The following is a 16,007-nucleotide window of genomic DNA, read 5'->3' as shown; positions in this document are numbered from 1 at the left end:
ACATTCTGAAACTTCCACCGGCGACCGGAAACGGTTCGCCGGTGTTGTTGTTTCTGTAGCCCGGTGGTCTGGTTCCGGTCCTGAATTCGACAAGGACGAGAACCATGAGCATCAGCAGGACTTTCATCGACTTCTTCCTCGACCGCGAGCACGTCCCGACGACCGGGTCCACGCTCATTCCGCGGCTCGGCGATCCCGTGCTCTTCACGACCTCGGGGATGCATCCGCTCACGCCGTACCTGGAGGGTGAACCACATCCACTGGGACGCAGACTCGTGGGCATCCAGCGATGCCTGCGAACCACCGATCTCGACGAGGTGGGTGATCCGACCCACCTGACCGTGTTCGAGATGCTGGGCTCGTGGTCGCTGGGGGACTACGGGAGCAGCGAGACGCTGCGCTGGGGGTACGAGCTGCTCACCACCCGCTTCGGCCTGGACCCGCAGCGGATGTACGTGACGGTGTTCGGCGGCGACGAGCAGGTGCCGCTCGACCAGGAGTCGCTCCGCACCTGGCAGGAGCTCGGGCTGCCGATCGAGCTGACCACCGACGACAACTGGTGGTCGAACGGCCCGACCGGTCCGTGTGGCCCGGACTCGGAGATCTTCGTCTGGACCGGTGACGGCCGGCCGGAGGGTACGCCGACCACCGACGACCGCTGGGTCGAGGTGTGGAACCACGTGATGATGCGGTACCGCCGCCACGACGACGGCTCGCTCGAGGAGCTCAAGCAGCAGAACATCGACACGGGTCTCGGCCTGGAGCGACTGACGATGCTCCTGGAGGGCAGGCACTCGGTGTACGAGACCTCGCTGTTCGAGCCGTGGATGCGGATCATCCAGAAGCTGTGGTCGCTGGACGAGCGGTCGCAGCGGATCGTCATCGACCACCTGCGGTCCAGCATCGTGATCGTCGGCGACGGCGTGCACCCGTCGAACACCGGCCGCGGGTACGTGCTGCGTCGGTTGATCCGCCGATTGTTGACAATCCTCTGGCAGAACGACGAGTCGCGGTCGCTGTCCGACGTCCCGGTCGAGCTGTTCGAGCACACGCTGAGCCACTTCCACCAGGGCGAGACGGTGACGCTGATCCGGCGGATCCTGATCGACGAGGAGATCCGGTTCAGCAATCTGCTCGACCGCGGCCGCAAGGTGCTCAGCCACGAGCGATTCCACAAGTCCCTCGACGACACCGACTACGAGTACCTGCACGAAACCCACGGCCTGCCGCGGGAACTCGTCGACTCGCTGCGGTAAGGCGCTAGATGGCTGCCCGATCCAGTACGTCGGTCGGGGGAGCGTCGGGAATCTCCGGAGACGCGACCTTCCCCACCGACGACTGGGCCACGAAGGCGCCGGCCAGCACGATCACTCCGCCGATGATCTGGTTGGTGCGCAGCGTCTCGCCGAGCAGGATCAGTGCGAAGACGCAGGCCGCGACCACCTCGACGTACGCGACGGCGCCCGCGATCGGCGCCGAGAGTCGCTGGACGGCGGCCGCGCCCGCGAGGTAGGCGACGACCGTGCTCACCAGGATCAGCCACGCGGCCATCACCCAGCCGGGAGCGTGCCGCTGGCCGATCGCGATCGAGTCCACCAGCACGTGCCACGGCGTACCCCACGGCGCCGCGATCAGCGTCAGTACGACGGCGCCGACCACGCTGCCCGCCGCCGTCATCACGAGCGGATCCGCGGCGCCGGTCAGCTTGTCGATCAGGATGAAGTACGTCGCCTGGCACGCGGCCGCACCGAGGCCGGCGAGCAGCCCGATCAGGTCGATTCGCAACCCGGACCAGATCTCGGCCACCGTCGCGAGACCGACGACCGCGATACTCACCCCGATCGCGGCCGACCGCGGTACGGCGACCTTCTGGCCGAACTTCAGCCACGCGACCACGAGCACCGGGCCGGAGAATTCGAGCATCAGCGCCACGCCGACCGGCAGCCGGCTGGCGGCGATGAAGAACAGCGTCTGGCAGCCGGCGATCCCGGTCAGGCCGTAGAGCACCAGCGCCTTCCAGGACGCCCGCGCCGAGCGCAGCCCGGCGCGGCCGCGGAAGACCAGCACGAGCGGAACCAGCACCGCGGCGGCGCCGAGGATCCGTAACCAGGCGGCCTGCTGCGGCGTGAAACCGGCGCCGATCAGCGCCTTCGCGAACGGACCCGACCCGCCGAACGTGACCGCGGAGAAGATCGCGAACCCCAACCCCACCGACTTCGTGCTGTACATGGGCATAACGCTCTCATGCCCATTACATGGCTGTCGAGTGCGTTCTCAGAGGACGTTCACCGCGCGGGCCGCGATGATGGCGATTGTCAACAATGAGATCGCCGACTGGATGCCCATCAGGGTCTTGACCCGGGCGGTCAGCGGCAGCGTGTCGGTCGGGCTGAACGCGGTCGCGTTGGTGAGCGCGACATACAGGTAGTCGGTGAATCCGGGCAGCCAGCCTTTCCAGCCGTCCAGGTCGACAGTCATCTGCGGGAACAGCAGATCCGCCCGCTCGGTCTCCCGCTCGTGCTCGGGCGCCCGGGCGAACGGGCCGCCACGGTCGATCTCCCAGTACCAGACCGCGAACGCGACCACGTTCGTCACCCAGATCAGCAGGGCGCTCTTCACCAGCACCTTGCCCTCGTTGGCGTCGCCGTTGTTCAGGAAGAAGATCATCCCGGCCAGGTAGAACGCGTTCACCAGCACCAGGACCGCGAGCAGGACGAGCTCCACCGACCGCAGCCAGGGCTCGTCTCGGCGCAGGTGGAACGGGTTCATCCACACCAGCGGCAGCAGCAGAAGTCCACCGAGCAACGGCATGAGCCACCGCGGGAGCGAGTTGATCTGCGTCGGCACCAGCACCTGCAGCACCAGAACCGCGACCACCGCCAGCGAGGCCGGCCAGCGCCGGGTGTGGCGGGTGCTGGGCGGAAGCGCCTTCGCGTTGTTCATTTCAGCATTCTCGCGCCGCGAGCCGCCTATCCGACGGAGGCGTCGATGACGGCCTGTCCGACTTCGGTACGTCGGTAGTGGACCTGGTGACCGGTACGACGACGTGTCGCGAGACCCGCGTCGTACAACGCCGACAGGTGCTCGGCGACCGTGGCGAGGGCGAGGTTGTACTGGGCGGCGAGCGCACTGGTCGTGGCAGGTGGGTCGAGCGCGACGAGGAGGGTCGCGCGGGTGCGGCCGAGGAGGCGGGCCAGCGGGTCCGGGGGAGCGGGGGCGTCGGACCACAGGCGGGCGGCGCCGCGGGCCGGGTAGACGAGCGTCGGGTGGTACGCCGGGTCGACGACGATCACGAGATACGGCCAGGCGAAGACTCCGGGGACCAGGAGCAGACCCTGTCCGGCGAGATCGCGGTCCTCGGCGCGGTACCGGGTGGCGATCAGGCGGTCGTCCTCCCAGGCCAGGGTCGGGTGCAGATCGTCGAACAGTCCGGTCAGGCCGGCGTCGGTCAGCTGCTGGCCGCGGTACGCGATGTCGTCCTCGAGGACACGGCTGATCAGCGGCCAGTCCGGCCGGATCAGAGCCTCCCAGGCGCTCTCGATCTCGTCGGCGAGCCGCTCGCGCGTGCCGGCGAGGTCCTCCAGCATCTTGTCGATCTCCGGCGCGCCGGGATTCTTCAACTCGTCGCGCGACCGGATCAGTTCGGTGCGGACCTTCTCGAGCGGAGTACTACGGACGCGGGCGATCTCGGTCGCGAACTTCGCCCGGGAGGCCTTCGGCGGCGGGGTCAGGAAGTCCGGCGTGAAGCCCACGCGCGGCTGCACCGCCTTGAGTCCGCGCAGGTCGAGTTGCGCTGCCGATTCCCGCTTCGCCGCGATCCAATCGCCGTACAACGGCCGGTGCTTCGATCCGTTCAGCACCCGCACCGCGGACATCGTCTCCCACAACGGCGACGCCCCGAACCGGCACCGCAGCGCGTCCGCCTGCGTGAACCGCAGTACCGTCATGAACCTGAACTTTCGGCCACAACCAAAACTCTACGCCGACCGCCCCGGACGCGTGCACTCTCGCCGCGTGAGGTCCTACCGAGCTGTACTCAGCCTTCCCGGCCTGCGCGCCGTCTACATCGCCCATACCGTCTCGATGCTGGGAACCGTGGCGGCGCAGGTCGCGCTGTCCATCCTGATCTTCGAGCGCACCGGATCGCCGTTGCTGTCGGCCCTCGTCCTGGCCTGCTCATTCCTGCCGTACGCCGTGAGTGGCGTGCTGTTCTCGTCGATCGCGGACCGATTCCCCGCGCGCCGGGTCCTGGTCGCGTGCGATGTGGTCAGCGCGGCAGCCATCGGACTGATGCTGGTACCAGGAATGTCGGTAGGCGGGCTCCTGGGCTTGCTACTGGTGACCGGGATCGTGGCACCGATCTTCGCGGGCGCACGAGCCGCCAGCCTCGCGCACCTGTTGCCGACCGACCTCTTCCCGGTCGGCCGGTCCTTGCTGAGGGCAATCAGTCAGGTCGCGGTGCTGACCGGGTTCGCACTCGGCGGGATCGCGGTCGCAGTGGTAGGCGCGAACTGGTTGCTGGCGCTCGACGCCGTGACCTTCATCGCGTCAGCGGTGCTGATCGGGACAGGTACGCCGTACACGCCGCCGGGGGAGCGCACGAGCAACACGGTCCGCGACTCGTGGGCAGGGCTACAGATCCTGTTCGCCAACGCGAAGCTTCGCAACCTGATCCTGCTGACCTGGGTGGCCCCGGCGTTCTCATCCGTCCCGGACGGACTGGCCGTCGCGTACACCGCTCAGGTCGGCACCGCGGCCGCTGCCGCCGGTGCGTTGTTCACCGGGTACGCCGTCGGCAGCGTGCTCGGCGAGCTCGTCGTCGCGCGGTTCACCCCTTCCGTGCGGCGACGGCTCGTCGTCCCGTTCCTGCTGATGAGCCAGCTACCCGCGATCGCGTTCCTGACCACACCGCCGATCCCGGTCGCCGCGGTCCTCCTCGCGATCTCCGGTTCGGGCTACGCCTTCAACCAGGCGATCGACCCGCTGATCCTGCAGCACGCCGACCCGTCGTACCGCGGCCGCCTGTTCACCGTCCAAACCAGCGGCCTGATGGCGATCCAGGGCGTCAGCATCGCCCTAGGCGGCGTCGTCGGCTCCTTCCTCGCCCCAAACCTCACCATGGCAGCGGCCGGCATCCTCGGCACCACAATCACCCTGCTGATCGCCCGTCAGGCGCTCACCACGGAGCCACGTCGGACAGTGACTCAGGTCCTCTGAAGACGCCGGTGAGACCGTCGGACGGGAGTGTTGCGAGGGCGACAGGTACGGCGGCTCCGTCGGCCACCGTTCGCTCGCCGCGTGGTACCGAGGCCTGCGTGTTCAGGTCGGTTGGTACGAGGCCCGGGGTGGCGGCGTTCACCTTGATGTTGTCGGCGCGCAGGGCGCTTGCGTAGACCAACGTCAGGGCGTTGAGTGCCGCCTTCGACGAGCTGTAGGCAAGCAGGCCTTGGGTTGCGAGGCGGCCGTCGAGTTCCGAGAGGAGGTTGATCGAACCGAGTCCGCTCGACATGTTCACGATCCGCGCGTTCGGCGATCGCCGCAGCAGCGGTACGAACGCGTTGATCACCGCGACCACGCCGAACACATTCACGTCGTACGCCGATCGCACCTGTTCGGCCGTGATGTCCGCGACCGCCGTACCCCACTCGGACACGATGCCGGCGTTGTTCACCAGCGCATCGAGCCGGCCGGAGTCCGCCTCGACCTGCTTGGCGGCAGCCGCGACCGACTCCACGTCGGTCACATCCAGCTGCACGAACCGCACATCGCCGTCCAGCTCCTCGGCGGCGCGAGCGCCCAGCGCCGGGTTCCGTGCGGCCAGGTACACGGTGAGCCCGCGCGCCGCGAGCTGGCGCACGATCTCGTGGCCGATGCCCTTGTTTCCGCCCGTCACCAGGGCGACTTCGTTCTGATTCATGCCTCCAGTCCAGCGCGGACCCACCCCCGCGGACCAACACCGATCAGGTGGTCCGCCATACCCTGGAGGTATGCCGGAACCCGAGATCCGCGAACTGCGGTACTTCCGCGCGGTCGCCGAGGACCTGAACATCACCCGCGCCGCCGAGCGTCTGGGCATCGCGCAGCCGCCGCTGTCCCGCGCGATGCGCCAACTCGAACACCGTCTCGGCGTCGACCTGTTCGACCGATCCGGCCAGCGGCTCGCGCTGACGTCCGCGGGGGAGACGCTGTTGAAGGAGTCCGGTCCGGTCCTCGACGCCCTCGACTCCGCCGTACGTCGTACGCAGCGCGCCGGACTGTCCGCGCGCGGGCTGATCGTGACCGCGAAGCCCGGCGTGGCCACGGAGGTGCTGCACCGGATCGTCACCGAGCTCCGGGACGACCTGCCGGGCGTACAGGTAGTGGTGAGCGGGTTCGGGGAGCAGGCCGACATGGTGCGGGATGGGCGGGCCGACGTCGCGCTGGTCAGTCGGCCGTTCGACGACCACGGACTGGAAACCGAGCTGCTGTACACGGAGCCGCGGGTTGCTGCACTGCCGGTGCGGCACGAGCTGGCGACGCGGGACGTGCTGGCGGCTGACGATCTGGCGGGGATTCCGGCGCCGCGGTGGAGCCGGTCCAATGTTGCTGAGCGCAACTACTGGTCGGCGCGGCCGGACGATCCGGTGGACGGGCCGATCGTGCAGGACTCGTCGCAACTGCTGGAGGTGGTTGCGTTCGGGCAGGCGGTCGCGCTCGTGCCGCAGTCGATGGCCGAGCGCAACATCCGGCCGGACGTCGTCTACCGGCCGGTGACTGACGTCGAGCCGTACCAGATGCTCGTCGTCTGGCCGGCCGGGAGTCGCTCCGCCGACCTCACCAAGTTCGTCGAGGTGGCAGTCCGGCGGTCAGGCGCGCCCTAGTGCTGGGGTACTTCCGTGGTGGCGGCCCAGCTGGCGAGGAGTTTCAGGCTGTCGGCGGTCGGGCTGCCGACGGGAGCGACGTACACCAGGAGGGTGAGTCCTGGGTGGGCAGGGAACTCCATCGCCTCGAAGGTGAGCTCCAGGTCACCGACGACCGGGTGATGGAATTTCTTCAGGCCGGTGCGGTGGAAGCGGACGTTGTGGGCAGCCCAGCGGGTGCGGAAGTCCTCGCTGCGGGTGGACAGCTCACCGATGAGTTCGATCAGCAACTTGTCGTGCGGATTGCGCCCGGCTTCGGAGCGCAGCATCGCGGCGATGTCGTCGGCGGCTCGCTCCCAGTCCTGGAAGAAATCGTGTGAGGCCGGGTCGAGATAAACGAAGCGGGCGCTGTTCGCGGGGCGGCGCGGGTCCGCGAGGAGCGGGGCGTGGAGCGCGCGGGCCATCCGGTTGGCCGCGAGCATGTCGTGGCGGGCGTTGCGCACCCAGGCCGGTGCGTCATCGATGGCATCGAGCACGAGCTGGACGCTGGCCGGCACGGTCGCCGGAGCGGTCTTTCGGCTGCGCGCGGGAGTCGGTTCGGCGGCGCGGGCGAGATCGAACAGGTGAGCGCGTTCGGCATCGTCCAGTTGCAGCGCCCGGGCCAGCCCTTCGAGGACGGTGTCGGAGGCCCCGGCCAGGTTCCCGCGCTCGAGCCGCACGTAGTAGTCGATGCTCATTCCGGCGAGCATGGCGACCTCTTCGCGGCGCAGCCCCTTGACCCGGCGGTTGCCGCCGTACGCCGGCAGTCCCGCCTGCTCGGGGGTGATCCGCGCTCGCCTCGAGGCGAGGAACTCGCGGATCGCAGCTCGGTTGTCCATGCCTCCACCGTAGACGGGCCCCCGGACCTGAAGGAGGTACTGGCGTTACCTGGAACGACAGTGACTCCCGCAGGCACGGGGCAGCCCATTCACTGGCACGTATGAAGAAACTGACGAAACCGGCGACCGGGAAAGGACCGGGCGACTGGTTCGTGGGTGAGGTCTGGTTCGACCAGATCTACCGCGGTGAGGAACCGTCTCGCGCCCGGGTGAACGCGGTGCACTTCGCGCCCGGCGCCCACACCGCCTGGCACACGCACGCGATGGGCCAGACCCTGCACGTCACCGAGGGCGTCGGCCTGGTCGGCACCCGGGACCGACAGGTGATCGTGATGCGCCCCGGCGACACCGTCCACACCCCACCGGGGGAGTGGCACTGGCACGGCGCGACCGCCGATTGCTTCATGACCCACCTCGCCATCTGGGACGGCACCGGCAACCCTGACGTACCGGAGACGACCTGGGGCGAGCATCTCGCCGACAGCGACTACGAAAAGGCACAGTCATGACCGAGCAAACCCCAGCCCAGCGGGCGATCGGGGATTTCGCGCCGAAGCTGGTCGAGCTCACCGACGAGGTGCTGTTCGGCGACATCTGGGCCCGCGCCGAACTCAGCCCGCGGGACCGGAGCCTGATTACCTGCGCCGCCCTCATCACCAACGGCAGCACCGAACAACTGCGCAGCCACCTCGCCCTGGCCAAGACGAACGGCCTGACCGAGACCGAACTCAAGGAGGTCATCATCCACCTGGCCTTCTACGCAGGCTGGCCGCGCGCCATGTCGGCAATCACCGTCGCCAAGGACGTCTTCGGTGCCGCGGAGCCGGCACGGTGAGCGGCTGGAGCGAGCAGGAACTGGAGCGAGTCGGACAGGCGACCGAACTGCAGGTCAGCTCCCGGCGCGCCACGATCAGCGGCCGCGGCCGGATCCGCGCCGGCGGTATCGAGCGCGACGTCGTCTTCGAGGTCCGGACGGCGAGGTTCACAGCGCGATCGACAAGGCCTACCACACGAAGTACGACCGGTACGGCCCACGGATCGTCGGCAGCGTCGTCGGACACGCCGCCGCGCCCGGCACCCTACGCCTCGCCCTGACGACGCCCCACGCCGATCCACCAGGTACTGAACGCAAGTCACCAACCATCGAAGGATTCTCATGCGAGCCACTTATATGTACGGCGCCGGCGACGTTCGTGTTGTCGACGTGTCCGACCCGATCATCAAGGAACCCACCGACGCGATCGTCCGCGTGGTGCGGGCCTGCGTGTGTGGGTCCGATCTGCACCCATATCACTCCATGGCGGCGACGCCGGACGGCAAGTCCATGGGCCATGAGTTCGTTGGCGTCGTCGAAGACATCGGCAGCAGTGTGGCCACGGTCAAGGCCGGCGACTTCGTGATCGCTCCGTTTGCTTGGTCCGACGGCACGTGCGACTTCTGCCGCGAGGGCCTGCAGACCTCCTGTCGGCACGGCGGCTTCTGGAACGCCGGCGACGTCGCCGGCGGTCAGGCCGAAGCCGTCCGGGTCCCGCTGGCGGACGGCACGCTCGTCGCCGTACCGGTCGAGGAGACTTCACCGCTGATCCCATCGCTGCTCACGCTGTCCGACGTGTACGGAACCGGCTATCACGCGGCGATCAAGGCGAACGTCGGCCCGCGGACGAGCGTGACGGTGATCGGTGACGGAGCCGTCGGCCTGCTGGCCGTTCTGTCCGCGAAGCGCCTCGGCGCCGAGCAGATCATCCTCATGGGCCGCCACACCGCCCGCACCGATCTCGGCCGCGAGTACGGCGCCACCGATGTCGTTGCCGAGCGCCTTGACGAGGGGATCGCGCGCGTACGGGATCTCACCGGCGGCGACGGTACGCACGTCGTACTCGAAGCGGTCGGTCACCGGCCCGCGTACGACCAGGCGATCGGCGTCGTCCGGGCCGGCGGCGTCATCAGCCGCGTCGGCGTACCGCAGTACAGCGACGCCCCGGTCGGATTCCCCAGCCTCTTCGGGCCGAACATCACCCTCACCGGCGGTCCCGCGCCCGCCCGTGCCTACATCGAAACCCTGCTTCCCGACGTTCTCGCCGGCAACGTTGCCCCCGGCAAGGTCTTCGACAGCGAGGTCGCCCTCACCGACGTGGCCGACGGCTACCGCACGATGGACGACCGCACCGCACTCAAGGTGCTGATCAAGCCTTAGGCACTAGAGCGGACGACCAGCGGCGCCGTGACGAGCCGGCCGGGCTCGTCCGGCTCGCCGCTGATCTCTCGCAGGGCGCGGTCGAACAGGCACGCGGCGATGTCCCGCAGCGGGATCCGGGCGGTCGTGAGCGGCGTGTCGAGCATGCTCGCGAACGGGAAGTCGTTGAACCCGGTGACCGCGACGTCCCGACCGACCGCGATCCCGCGCCGCTGCAGCGCCCGCATCGCGACCACCGCGAACGCGTCGTTGTCCGCAACGAAAACGTCCGGCGGGTCCAGCTCCTCGACGTACGCCGCCACTGCCTCGAGCGAACCGAACGATCGCGCCACCGTCGACGGGAACTCCCGGACGAACCCGTCTCGCCGCTGATGCACCCATGGCAGCGGGCTGTCCGTCGCCAGGTACACCGCCCGCTCCCGGCCGGTCGACCGCAGATGCGCAGCGACTCCGGCCATCGACGACTCGTTGTCCACGTCGACCCAGCACTGCCGATGCTCCGGCCCTGTCCGCCCGAACGCCACGAACGGGAACCGCCGGCGGCTGAGGAACTCGATCCGCTCGTCGTGCGGCATCGTCTCCAGGACGACGATCGCGTCGACCTGCCGCGCCGCGATCAGCTTCTCGTACAGCACGATCTCGGCCGCGCTGTCGGCCGGGGTCTCGACGACATGGACCCCGTACCCCGAGACCGCGGCCGCCTTGACCAGACCGCCGAGCAGGCTGTGCAAGAACCCGCCCAGGCCCGGGTTGTCGTCGTCCACGAGGTCGTCCTCGAAGGACATCGGCAGGCCGATCACCTGGCTGCGTCCGGAAGACAACGCGCGGGCAGCGTGGTTCGGGATGTACCCGAGTTCCTGGATCGCGGCGCGCACGGTCTGGACTGTCGGTGCCGCTACGCGGTGTGGCGCGTTGAGCACGTTCGACACCGTCATCGCCGACACCCCGGCCAATCGGGCGACGTCCGCGACAGTCGTACGCCGCGGCTTCTCTGCAGCCAACCGTTCCCCCTTATTCGCACACGATCCGGGCTGATCCACCGACCGGAACGTCGATCGTCCACACCTCGGGCGGAGTCGTCGTCTCGCGGTGCACTTCGTGGCCCGAACAGTCAGACACTACGAGGTCGACAAGCCGGTCGCACGCACCTTCGACGTACAGTCGCCGCTCGGCGCCACCGTTCACCACGACGGTGCACGACTCCTGTACCCGCACGACAGGATTCGTGTACACGGCAACCACGGTTTCCGTCGCACCGACCGCGCGAACCTGCGTGTACCGCGCATCCGGTCGCGACGGACGCAGTACGCCGTGCAGCAGCGCGTCGGCGTGGTCGCGCATGAATCCGAGCCAGTACCGGACCACCTGCTCGTGCCCGGGCGGCAGCGCGTCCAACTCCATCGACACCTGCGGCGTACTGAACAACGCACCGATGAAGTGCTGCGCGACGTTCTCCGCCGACGCCGACGGGTTCCACATCAGCATGTCGGAGTGCACCGCGCGGTCGCCGGCCAGGATGCGGCAGTCGATCGTACGGACACGGTTCTCCACCGCGTCGAGCGCGCAGTCGCCGGCGCGCAGGAACGTGCCGAACCGCCAGAGCCTCGGGTGCACGTAGTCCTGACGGAACTCGATCAGCACGTCCGGCCGCAGCTTCCGTAGCTCGTCGGTGACGGCCTGCAAGAACCGCTCCACGCCTTCGTCGACAGACTCGCAGTCACCGCCCGGCACTGCGGGAATGTTGCCCCGCGCCCAGGAATCGATGAAGTCGATTTTCAGGCCGTCGACGCCCCAGTCACGCACTGGACGAACGCAGCACTCCAGGAGGTGTTCGCGTACCTCGGGACAGCGGGGGTCGAGGACGGCGGTCACCTCGCCGTCGGCAAAGCCGAGTGTGCGGTCCTTCAGCTTGTCCCAGGCCTTCGAGTGCACACCGATCAGCGCCGGCGCGATCCACAGCACGTACTGCTGGCCGAGCGCGTGCACGCGACGTACATGCTCGGCCATGTCGGGGAACTTGTGGCTGGTCGGCTCCCAGTCGCCGCAGTACGCGTACCCGCGCCGCGTGTCGTCGGTCTGCCAGCCGTCGTCGACGATGACCGCTTCGGTGCCGTACGCCGCTCCCGCGCGGGCGTGCCGCTCGACGGACTCGGCGGAGACGTGCTGGTGGTCGCTGTACCAGGTCGAGTACATCGCCTGTCGCGCAACGTCCGGCACCGGCGCGATCCGGTCACCCAGCTCGGCCGTCCACTCGACCGTCACCGCACGCAGCGACTCGGCGAAATGCAGTTGGCGCAGGTCGATCCGCACCGTGAAGCGAGCACTCTCGACATCCGTCACCGTCAGCTCGATCAGCTGCTCGGCGGTCTCCTCGTTGACACCGACCGCGAAGTCGCAACCGCGGACGTTTGACGACAAGGAGATTGTCAACAAACTGCGATCCTGCGGGTCGACCAGTGCGGCGACCGGCGCCGAGCGCACCGACCGGATCTCCCGATGCGAACCCCAGTCCGTCGGCAGGTGACGGCGTGATCCCTGGGCCGCCTTCCAGAGCGTCACCGCGTCATCGGCCGGCCAGGTCCAGCGCAGCGTCACCGGACCGTCGGCAGCGACGTCGGCAACCACGTCGTACCGCAGGACACCGGGCTCGACGGCCGCGCGCTCGGTCAGCGCGCCGGGGCCGGTCAGGCTGGCGCTGCGGACGACACGACCTTCGGCGGAGCGGATCTCAAATGTTCTCACGGGCTGGACTATAGCGGTAAAACCGAATCCTCCGAAGTATTGACGGAATTGCCTGACGTCCCTATGTTTTACCGCTAATATCCGCCTTCTTCGAGAAGCCGCCGGGCCGGCTCTCAGCTCCGACCTCGCCGGTGTGGCCGTCTGCCGAAAACCGAACCAAGAGAAGGAGAACTGTGATGCCGACCAATGAAATGCCCTTGGGGCGACCGATCACACGTCGTGGTTTCCTGGCCAGTGCGGCCCTCGCCGGAGTGGGCTCGAGCGCATTGCTCACGGCCTGCGCCGGCGGTAGCGCGGGGGGCACCTCGAGCTCCGCCGGCAAGGGCGGCGCCGGCGGCGCGGGCGGCACGGGTGGCACCGTGACCTGGGCCTCTTGGGCGAACCCGGGCGAGGCCGAGCGGTTCCGGCAGATCTCGAAGGACTACGAGGCCGCGCACGGGGCCAAGGTCACCTTCCAGGTGGTCGTCGGCGACTACGGCGCCAAGCTGCTCACCCAGCTCGCCGGCAGCAGCGCTCCGGACGTCTTCTACGTGCAGGACTCCGGCATGCAACGGCTCATCCAGGCCAAGAAGGTCGCCGATTTCACCGAGTTCACGTCGAAGGCGGACGCGCCCGTCAAGATCGACGACCTGTATCCGAACCTGATGGGCTGGTGCAAGCCTGCCGACGGCAGCCCGGGCACCTACGGACTGGTCGTCGACTGCAACCCGATCGTGTTCTGGTTCAACAAGGACATGTGCGCGGCCGCCGGCATCACCCAGAACCCCGCGCAACTGCACGAGTCCGGCGGCTGGAACCGAGACGCCGTCGACGACTTCCTGACCAAGATCAAGGCCACCGGCAAACGGGGCATGGTGCTGGAAGGCGGCTTCGGCCCCATGCTCAGCTGGATGACCGCGTTCGGAGGCAAGGTCGCCGACGGCGACAAGATGATCTTCAACGAGGACGCGAAATCGATGGAGACCCTCGAGTGGCTCTGGGAGGGAATGGCCAACGGCAACATCACCTACGGCGGGTCGCTGCCGAAGGGTCAGGCCATCGACGCCTTGTTCTACAGCCAGCAGCTCGCCAGCTGCCAGGTGGGACGCTGGATCCTCCCGAACCTCAAGAAGCTGAAGTTCGGCTACGACATCGCACCGTTCCCGTCCGCCGACGGGAAGACTGTACCGCCGGCGATCGTCTACACAGCGGCCATGGCCGTGAACGCCAAGGCCAAGGACCCCGAAGCCGCGATGTACTTCGCCACCCGGTTCGTCAGCAAGGACGGTCAGAAGGCCCGGCTCTCCGGCGGAGGCAACGCGGTGCCGGCCGTCGCGGGACTGGACGAGGTCGTGATGGAGAACAAGCTGCCCGAGCACTGTGCCTGGTTCACGGAGGCCGCCAAGAAGGGCTACGCCATCCCGTCGGCCATCGCGTCCAAGGCGGAGGTCGGAGCCAACCTCGGCACCGAGATGGACAAGTCGATCAAGGCCGGCGACAACGCGAAGGTGTGGGCCGACAAGATCTGCAAGTTCATCAACAACGGGAAGTGAGACATGGCGCTCGCATCCGATGTGAAGCGCAGACGGCGGACCGAAGCACTGTGGGGGTACGCCTTTCTCACCCCGCAGCTCATCGGCCTGATCGCCTTCATGGTGGGTCCCCTGGTCTTCGCCCTCGTGCTGTCGTTCTCGAGCTGGGACGGTTTGGGCTCGCGCACGTTCGTCGGGCTGCAGAACTTCATCGGTGTCTGGCAGAACGCCCAGCTGCGGCAGTCCTGGCTGAACACCGCGTGGTTCACCGCCCTCCAGGTCCCCGGACTGCTGATCACCGGCTTCTTCTTCGCGTTCTTCATTCAGAAGGCGGGTCGATTGACGCCGTTCTACCGGATCTTCTTCTTCGCGCCGCAGGTCACGTCGACCGTCGCGGTGGGCGCCGTCTGGCTCTGGCTGCTGAACCCCGAGATCAGTCCCATCAACGCGCTGCTGAAGTCGCTCGGGGTGCCCCACCCACCTGACTGGCTGCAGGATCCGGGGACGGCGATCCCTGCCATCGTCCTGGTGTCGATCTGGCAGGGCCTCGGCTACATGATCGTGATGTTCGTCGCCGGTCTGCAGAACATCTCGCCCACCCTGATGGAGGCCGCCGACATCGACGGCGCCTCGGAATGGCAGAAGCTGCGCAAGATCACCGTGCCGCTGCTCTCGCCGACCATCCTGTTCCTGTCGATCACCTCGATCATCGGGTCCTTCCAGGTGTTCGACTACATCTACTTCTTCTTCGACACCACAGCGCCGGCGAACGCCCACACGATCGTGTACGACATCGTGAACATCGCCTTCCGTGAGTTCAAGTTCGGGTTCGCCGCGGCCATCGCGGTGTACCTGTTCCTCGTCCTGCTGGCCCTGACCGGCCTCCAGTTTCTTGCTCAGAAGAGATGGGTGCATTACACCGAATGACTTCCTCATCAGGCGAGATCGACGCCCGGGGCCTCGAGCCGGCGCGTCGAAAGAATGCTTCTCATAGGCTGAGCGGGGGGCGGTTCAAGCCGTCCTGGATTCCGCTGCACCTGCTTCTGGTCGCGGGCTCGCTGGTGATGTTCGTGCCATTCCTGTGGATGCTGTTCTCGGCCATGAAGCCGCTGGACGAGATCTTCGCCCAGCCGCCGAAGCTGCTGCCGAAGGTCTGGCAGCCGCAGAACTTCGTCACCGCTTGGCACGGCGCCGACTTCGCGCGCGCGTACTTCAACAGTGTCTATATCGCCGGCCTGGTCACGGTCCTCACCCTGATCACCTGCTCGATGGCCGCCTACGCCTTCGCGCGGATCCGTTTTCCGGGGCGGAACGTGATCTTCGGCGTCTTCCTGGCCACCCTGATGGTTCCGTTCCAGCTGACCGTGATCCCGCTGTACGTCATCATGGGGCAGCTCCGCTGGATCGACACCCACCTGGCGCTGATCGTCCCGCCGGCGTTGTTCAACGCCTTCGGCGTCTTCCTCCTCCGCCAATATGTCCGCGGCATTCCGCTGGAGCTGGAGGAAGCCGCCTCGATCGACGGCGCGGGGCGGGTCCGCATCTTCACCACCATCATCCTGCCGCTGCTGCGTACCCCACTCGTGGCCCTCGGCATCTTCGTGTTCCTCGGACAGTGGAACTCGTTCTTCTCTCCGCTGATCTTCCTGAACAGCGATCGGAACTTCACGATTCCGCTCGTGGTCACTCAGTTCAAGGGCGCCTACTCCTCCGATTGGACGAGCCTGATGGCGGCCACGACCATGGCGGCGCTGCCGATGCTGCTGGTTTTCATCATCGCCCAGCGCCAGATCGTGCAAGGTATCGCTCTGTCCGGCTCGAAGACCTGACAGGTACCGCAGGT

At 67.7% G+C, this 16,007-nt stretch carries 17 protein-coding genes; 10 read left to right on the top strand and 7 right to left on the bottom strand.

Annotated features, from left to right (window positions below):
- The first annotated feature begins 104 nt into the window (after window positions 1-104).
- Entirely contained in the window at window positions 105-1,256 is a 1,152-nt protein-coding gene (locus ACLJOO_RS15630; protein WP_410787860.1) for an alanine--tRNA ligase-related protein, read from the top strand.
- A gap of 4 nt (window positions 1,257-1,260) precedes the next feature.
- On the opposite strand, the gene ACLJOO_RS15625 is transcribed toward ACLJOO_RS15630, so the two are convergent.
- The 3 genes from ACLJOO_RS15625 to ACLJOO_RS15615 are packed head-to-tail and all read right to left on the bottom strand — an operon-like array spanning window position 1,261 to window position 3,947.
- A complete protein-coding gene (locus ACLJOO_RS15625) occupies window positions 1,261-2,229 on the bottom strand; it encodes an EamA family transporter (protein WP_410787859.1) in 969 nt (322 codons plus the stop codon).
- Between the two features lie 45 nt (window positions 2,230-2,274).
- A complete protein-coding gene (locus ACLJOO_RS15620; protein WP_410787858.1) occupies window positions 2,275-2,943 on the bottom strand; it encodes a hypothetical protein in 669 nt (222 codons plus the stop codon).
- A 26-nt stretch (window positions 2,944-2,969) separates the two neighbouring features.
- Window positions 2,970-3,947 carry a DUF5937 family protein gene (locus tag ACLJOO_RS15615; RefSeq protein ID WP_410787857.1) on the bottom strand — a complete coding sequence of 326 codons (978 nt, stop codon included), beginning with the start codon at window positions 3,945-3,947 and terminating at the stop codon, window positions 2,970-2,972.
- 67 nt (window positions 3,948-4,014) lie between these two features.
- Between ACLJOO_RS15615 and ACLJOO_RS15610 the strand changes: the two genes are divergently transcribed.
- Window positions 4,015-5,217: an MFS transporter gene (locus ACLJOO_RS15610; RefSeq protein WP_410787856.1), complete on the top strand. Its 1,203-nt coding sequence runs from the start codon at window positions 4,015-4,017 to the stop codon at window positions 5,215-5,217.
- On the opposite strand, the gene ACLJOO_RS15605 is transcribed toward ACLJOO_RS15610, so the two are convergent.
- A complete protein-coding gene (locus ACLJOO_RS15605; RefSeq protein WP_410787855.1) occupies window positions 5,177-5,917 on the bottom strand; it encodes an SDR family oxidoreductase in 741 nt (246 codons plus the stop codon). The genes ACLJOO_RS15610 and ACLJOO_RS15605 overlap by 41 nt on opposite strands.
- A 70-nt stretch (window positions 5,918-5,987) precedes the next feature.
- On the opposite strand from ACLJOO_RS15605, the gene ACLJOO_RS15600 reads away from it, so the two are divergent.
- The gene (locus ACLJOO_RS15600; RefSeq protein WP_410787854.1) at window positions 5,988-6,860 is read left to right on the top strand and encodes a LysR family transcriptional regulator; all 873 of its coding nucleotides are present in this window, start codon (window positions 5,988-5,990) and stop codon (window positions 6,858-6,860) included.
- Here ACLJOO_RS15600 and ACLJOO_RS15595 read toward each other — a convergent pair.
- On the bottom strand, window positions 6,857-7,717 hold the full coding sequence (locus ACLJOO_RS15595; RefSeq protein WP_410787853.1) for a helix-turn-helix transcriptional regulator: 861 nt from the start codon (window positions 7,715-7,717) through the stop codon (window positions 6,857-6,859). The two genes, ACLJOO_RS15600 and ACLJOO_RS15595, sit on opposite strands and share 4 nt — an antisense overlap.
- Window positions 7,718-7,818: 101 nt before the next feature.
- On the opposite strand from ACLJOO_RS15595, the gene ACLJOO_RS15590 reads away from it, so the two are divergent.
- The 4 genes from ACLJOO_RS15590 (at window position 7,819) to ACLJOO_RS15575 (ending at window position 9,911) form a co-directional block, all read left to right on the top strand.
- The gene (locus ACLJOO_RS15590) at window positions 7,819-8,226 is read left to right on the top strand and encodes a cupin domain-containing protein (RefSeq protein WP_410787852.1); all 408 of its coding nucleotides are present in this window, start codon (window positions 7,819-7,821) and stop codon (window positions 8,224-8,226) included.
- A complete protein-coding gene (locus ACLJOO_RS15585; protein ID WP_410787851.1) occupies window positions 8,223-8,552 on the top strand; it encodes a carboxymuconolactone decarboxylase family protein in 330 nt (109 codons plus the stop codon). The genes ACLJOO_RS15590 and ACLJOO_RS15585 overlap by 4 nt, the downstream gene beginning before the upstream one ends.
- A complete protein-coding gene (locus tag ACLJOO_RS15580; RefSeq protein WP_410787850.1) occupies window positions 8,549-8,812 on the top strand; it encodes a hypothetical protein in 264 nt (87 codons plus the stop codon). The genes ACLJOO_RS15585 and ACLJOO_RS15580 overlap by 4 nt, the downstream gene beginning before the upstream one ends.
- 61 nt (window positions 8,813-8,873) lie before the next feature.
- Window positions 8,874-9,911: a zinc-binding dehydrogenase gene (locus ACLJOO_RS15575; RefSeq protein ID WP_410787849.1), complete on the top strand. Its 1,038-nt coding sequence runs from the start codon at window positions 8,874-8,876 to the stop codon at window positions 9,909-9,911.
- Here the strand turns inward: ACLJOO_RS15575 and ACLJOO_RS15570 are convergent.
- Both ACLJOO_RS15570 and ACLJOO_RS15565 read right to left on the bottom strand, forming a co-directional pair.
- Window positions 9,908-10,912, bottom strand: coding sequence for a LacI family DNA-binding transcriptional regulator (locus ACLJOO_RS15570; protein WP_410787848.1), 1,005 nt, complete (start codon window positions 10,910-10,912; stop codon window positions 9,908-9,910). The genes ACLJOO_RS15575 and ACLJOO_RS15570 overlap by 4 nt on opposite strands.
- A 10-nt stretch (window positions 10,913-10,922) precedes the next feature.
- Complete coding sequence (locus ACLJOO_RS15565; protein WP_410787847.1) at window positions 10,923-12,653, bottom strand: glycoside hydrolase family 36 protein; 1,731 nt, start codon at window positions 12,651-12,653, stop codon at window positions 10,923-10,925.
- A gap of 176 nt (window positions 12,654-12,829) precedes the next feature.
- On the opposite strand from ACLJOO_RS15565, the gene ACLJOO_RS15560 reads away from it, so the two are divergent.
- The 3 genes from ACLJOO_RS15560 to ACLJOO_RS15550 are packed head-to-tail and all read left to right on the top strand — an operon-like array spanning window position 12,830 to window position 15,993.
- Window positions 12,830-14,185, top strand: coding sequence for an extracellular solute-binding protein (locus ACLJOO_RS15560; RefSeq protein ID WP_410787846.1), 1,356 nt, complete (start codon window positions 12,830-12,832; stop codon window positions 14,183-14,185).
- A 3-nt stretch (window positions 14,186-14,188) separates the two neighbouring features.
- Entirely contained in the window at window positions 14,189-15,091 is a 903-nt protein-coding gene (locus ACLJOO_RS15555; RefSeq protein WP_410787845.1) for a carbohydrate ABC transporter permease, read from the top strand.
- Complete coding sequence (locus ACLJOO_RS15550; RefSeq protein ID WP_410787844.1) at window positions 15,088-15,993, top strand: carbohydrate ABC transporter permease; 906 nt, start codon at window positions 15,088-15,090, stop codon at window positions 15,991-15,993. The genes ACLJOO_RS15555 and ACLJOO_RS15550 overlap by 4 nt, the downstream gene beginning before the upstream one ends.
- The last annotated feature ends 14 nt before the right edge of the window (window positions 15,994-16,007 follow it).

The organism is Kribbella sp. C-35 (genome assembly GCF_046549195.1).
Lineage (GTDB): Bacteria > Actinomycetota > Actinomycetes > Propionibacteriales > Kribbellaceae > Kribbella.
Note: the sequence above shows the minus strand (reverse complement) of the source record. Positions and strands in the feature narration are given on the sequence as shown.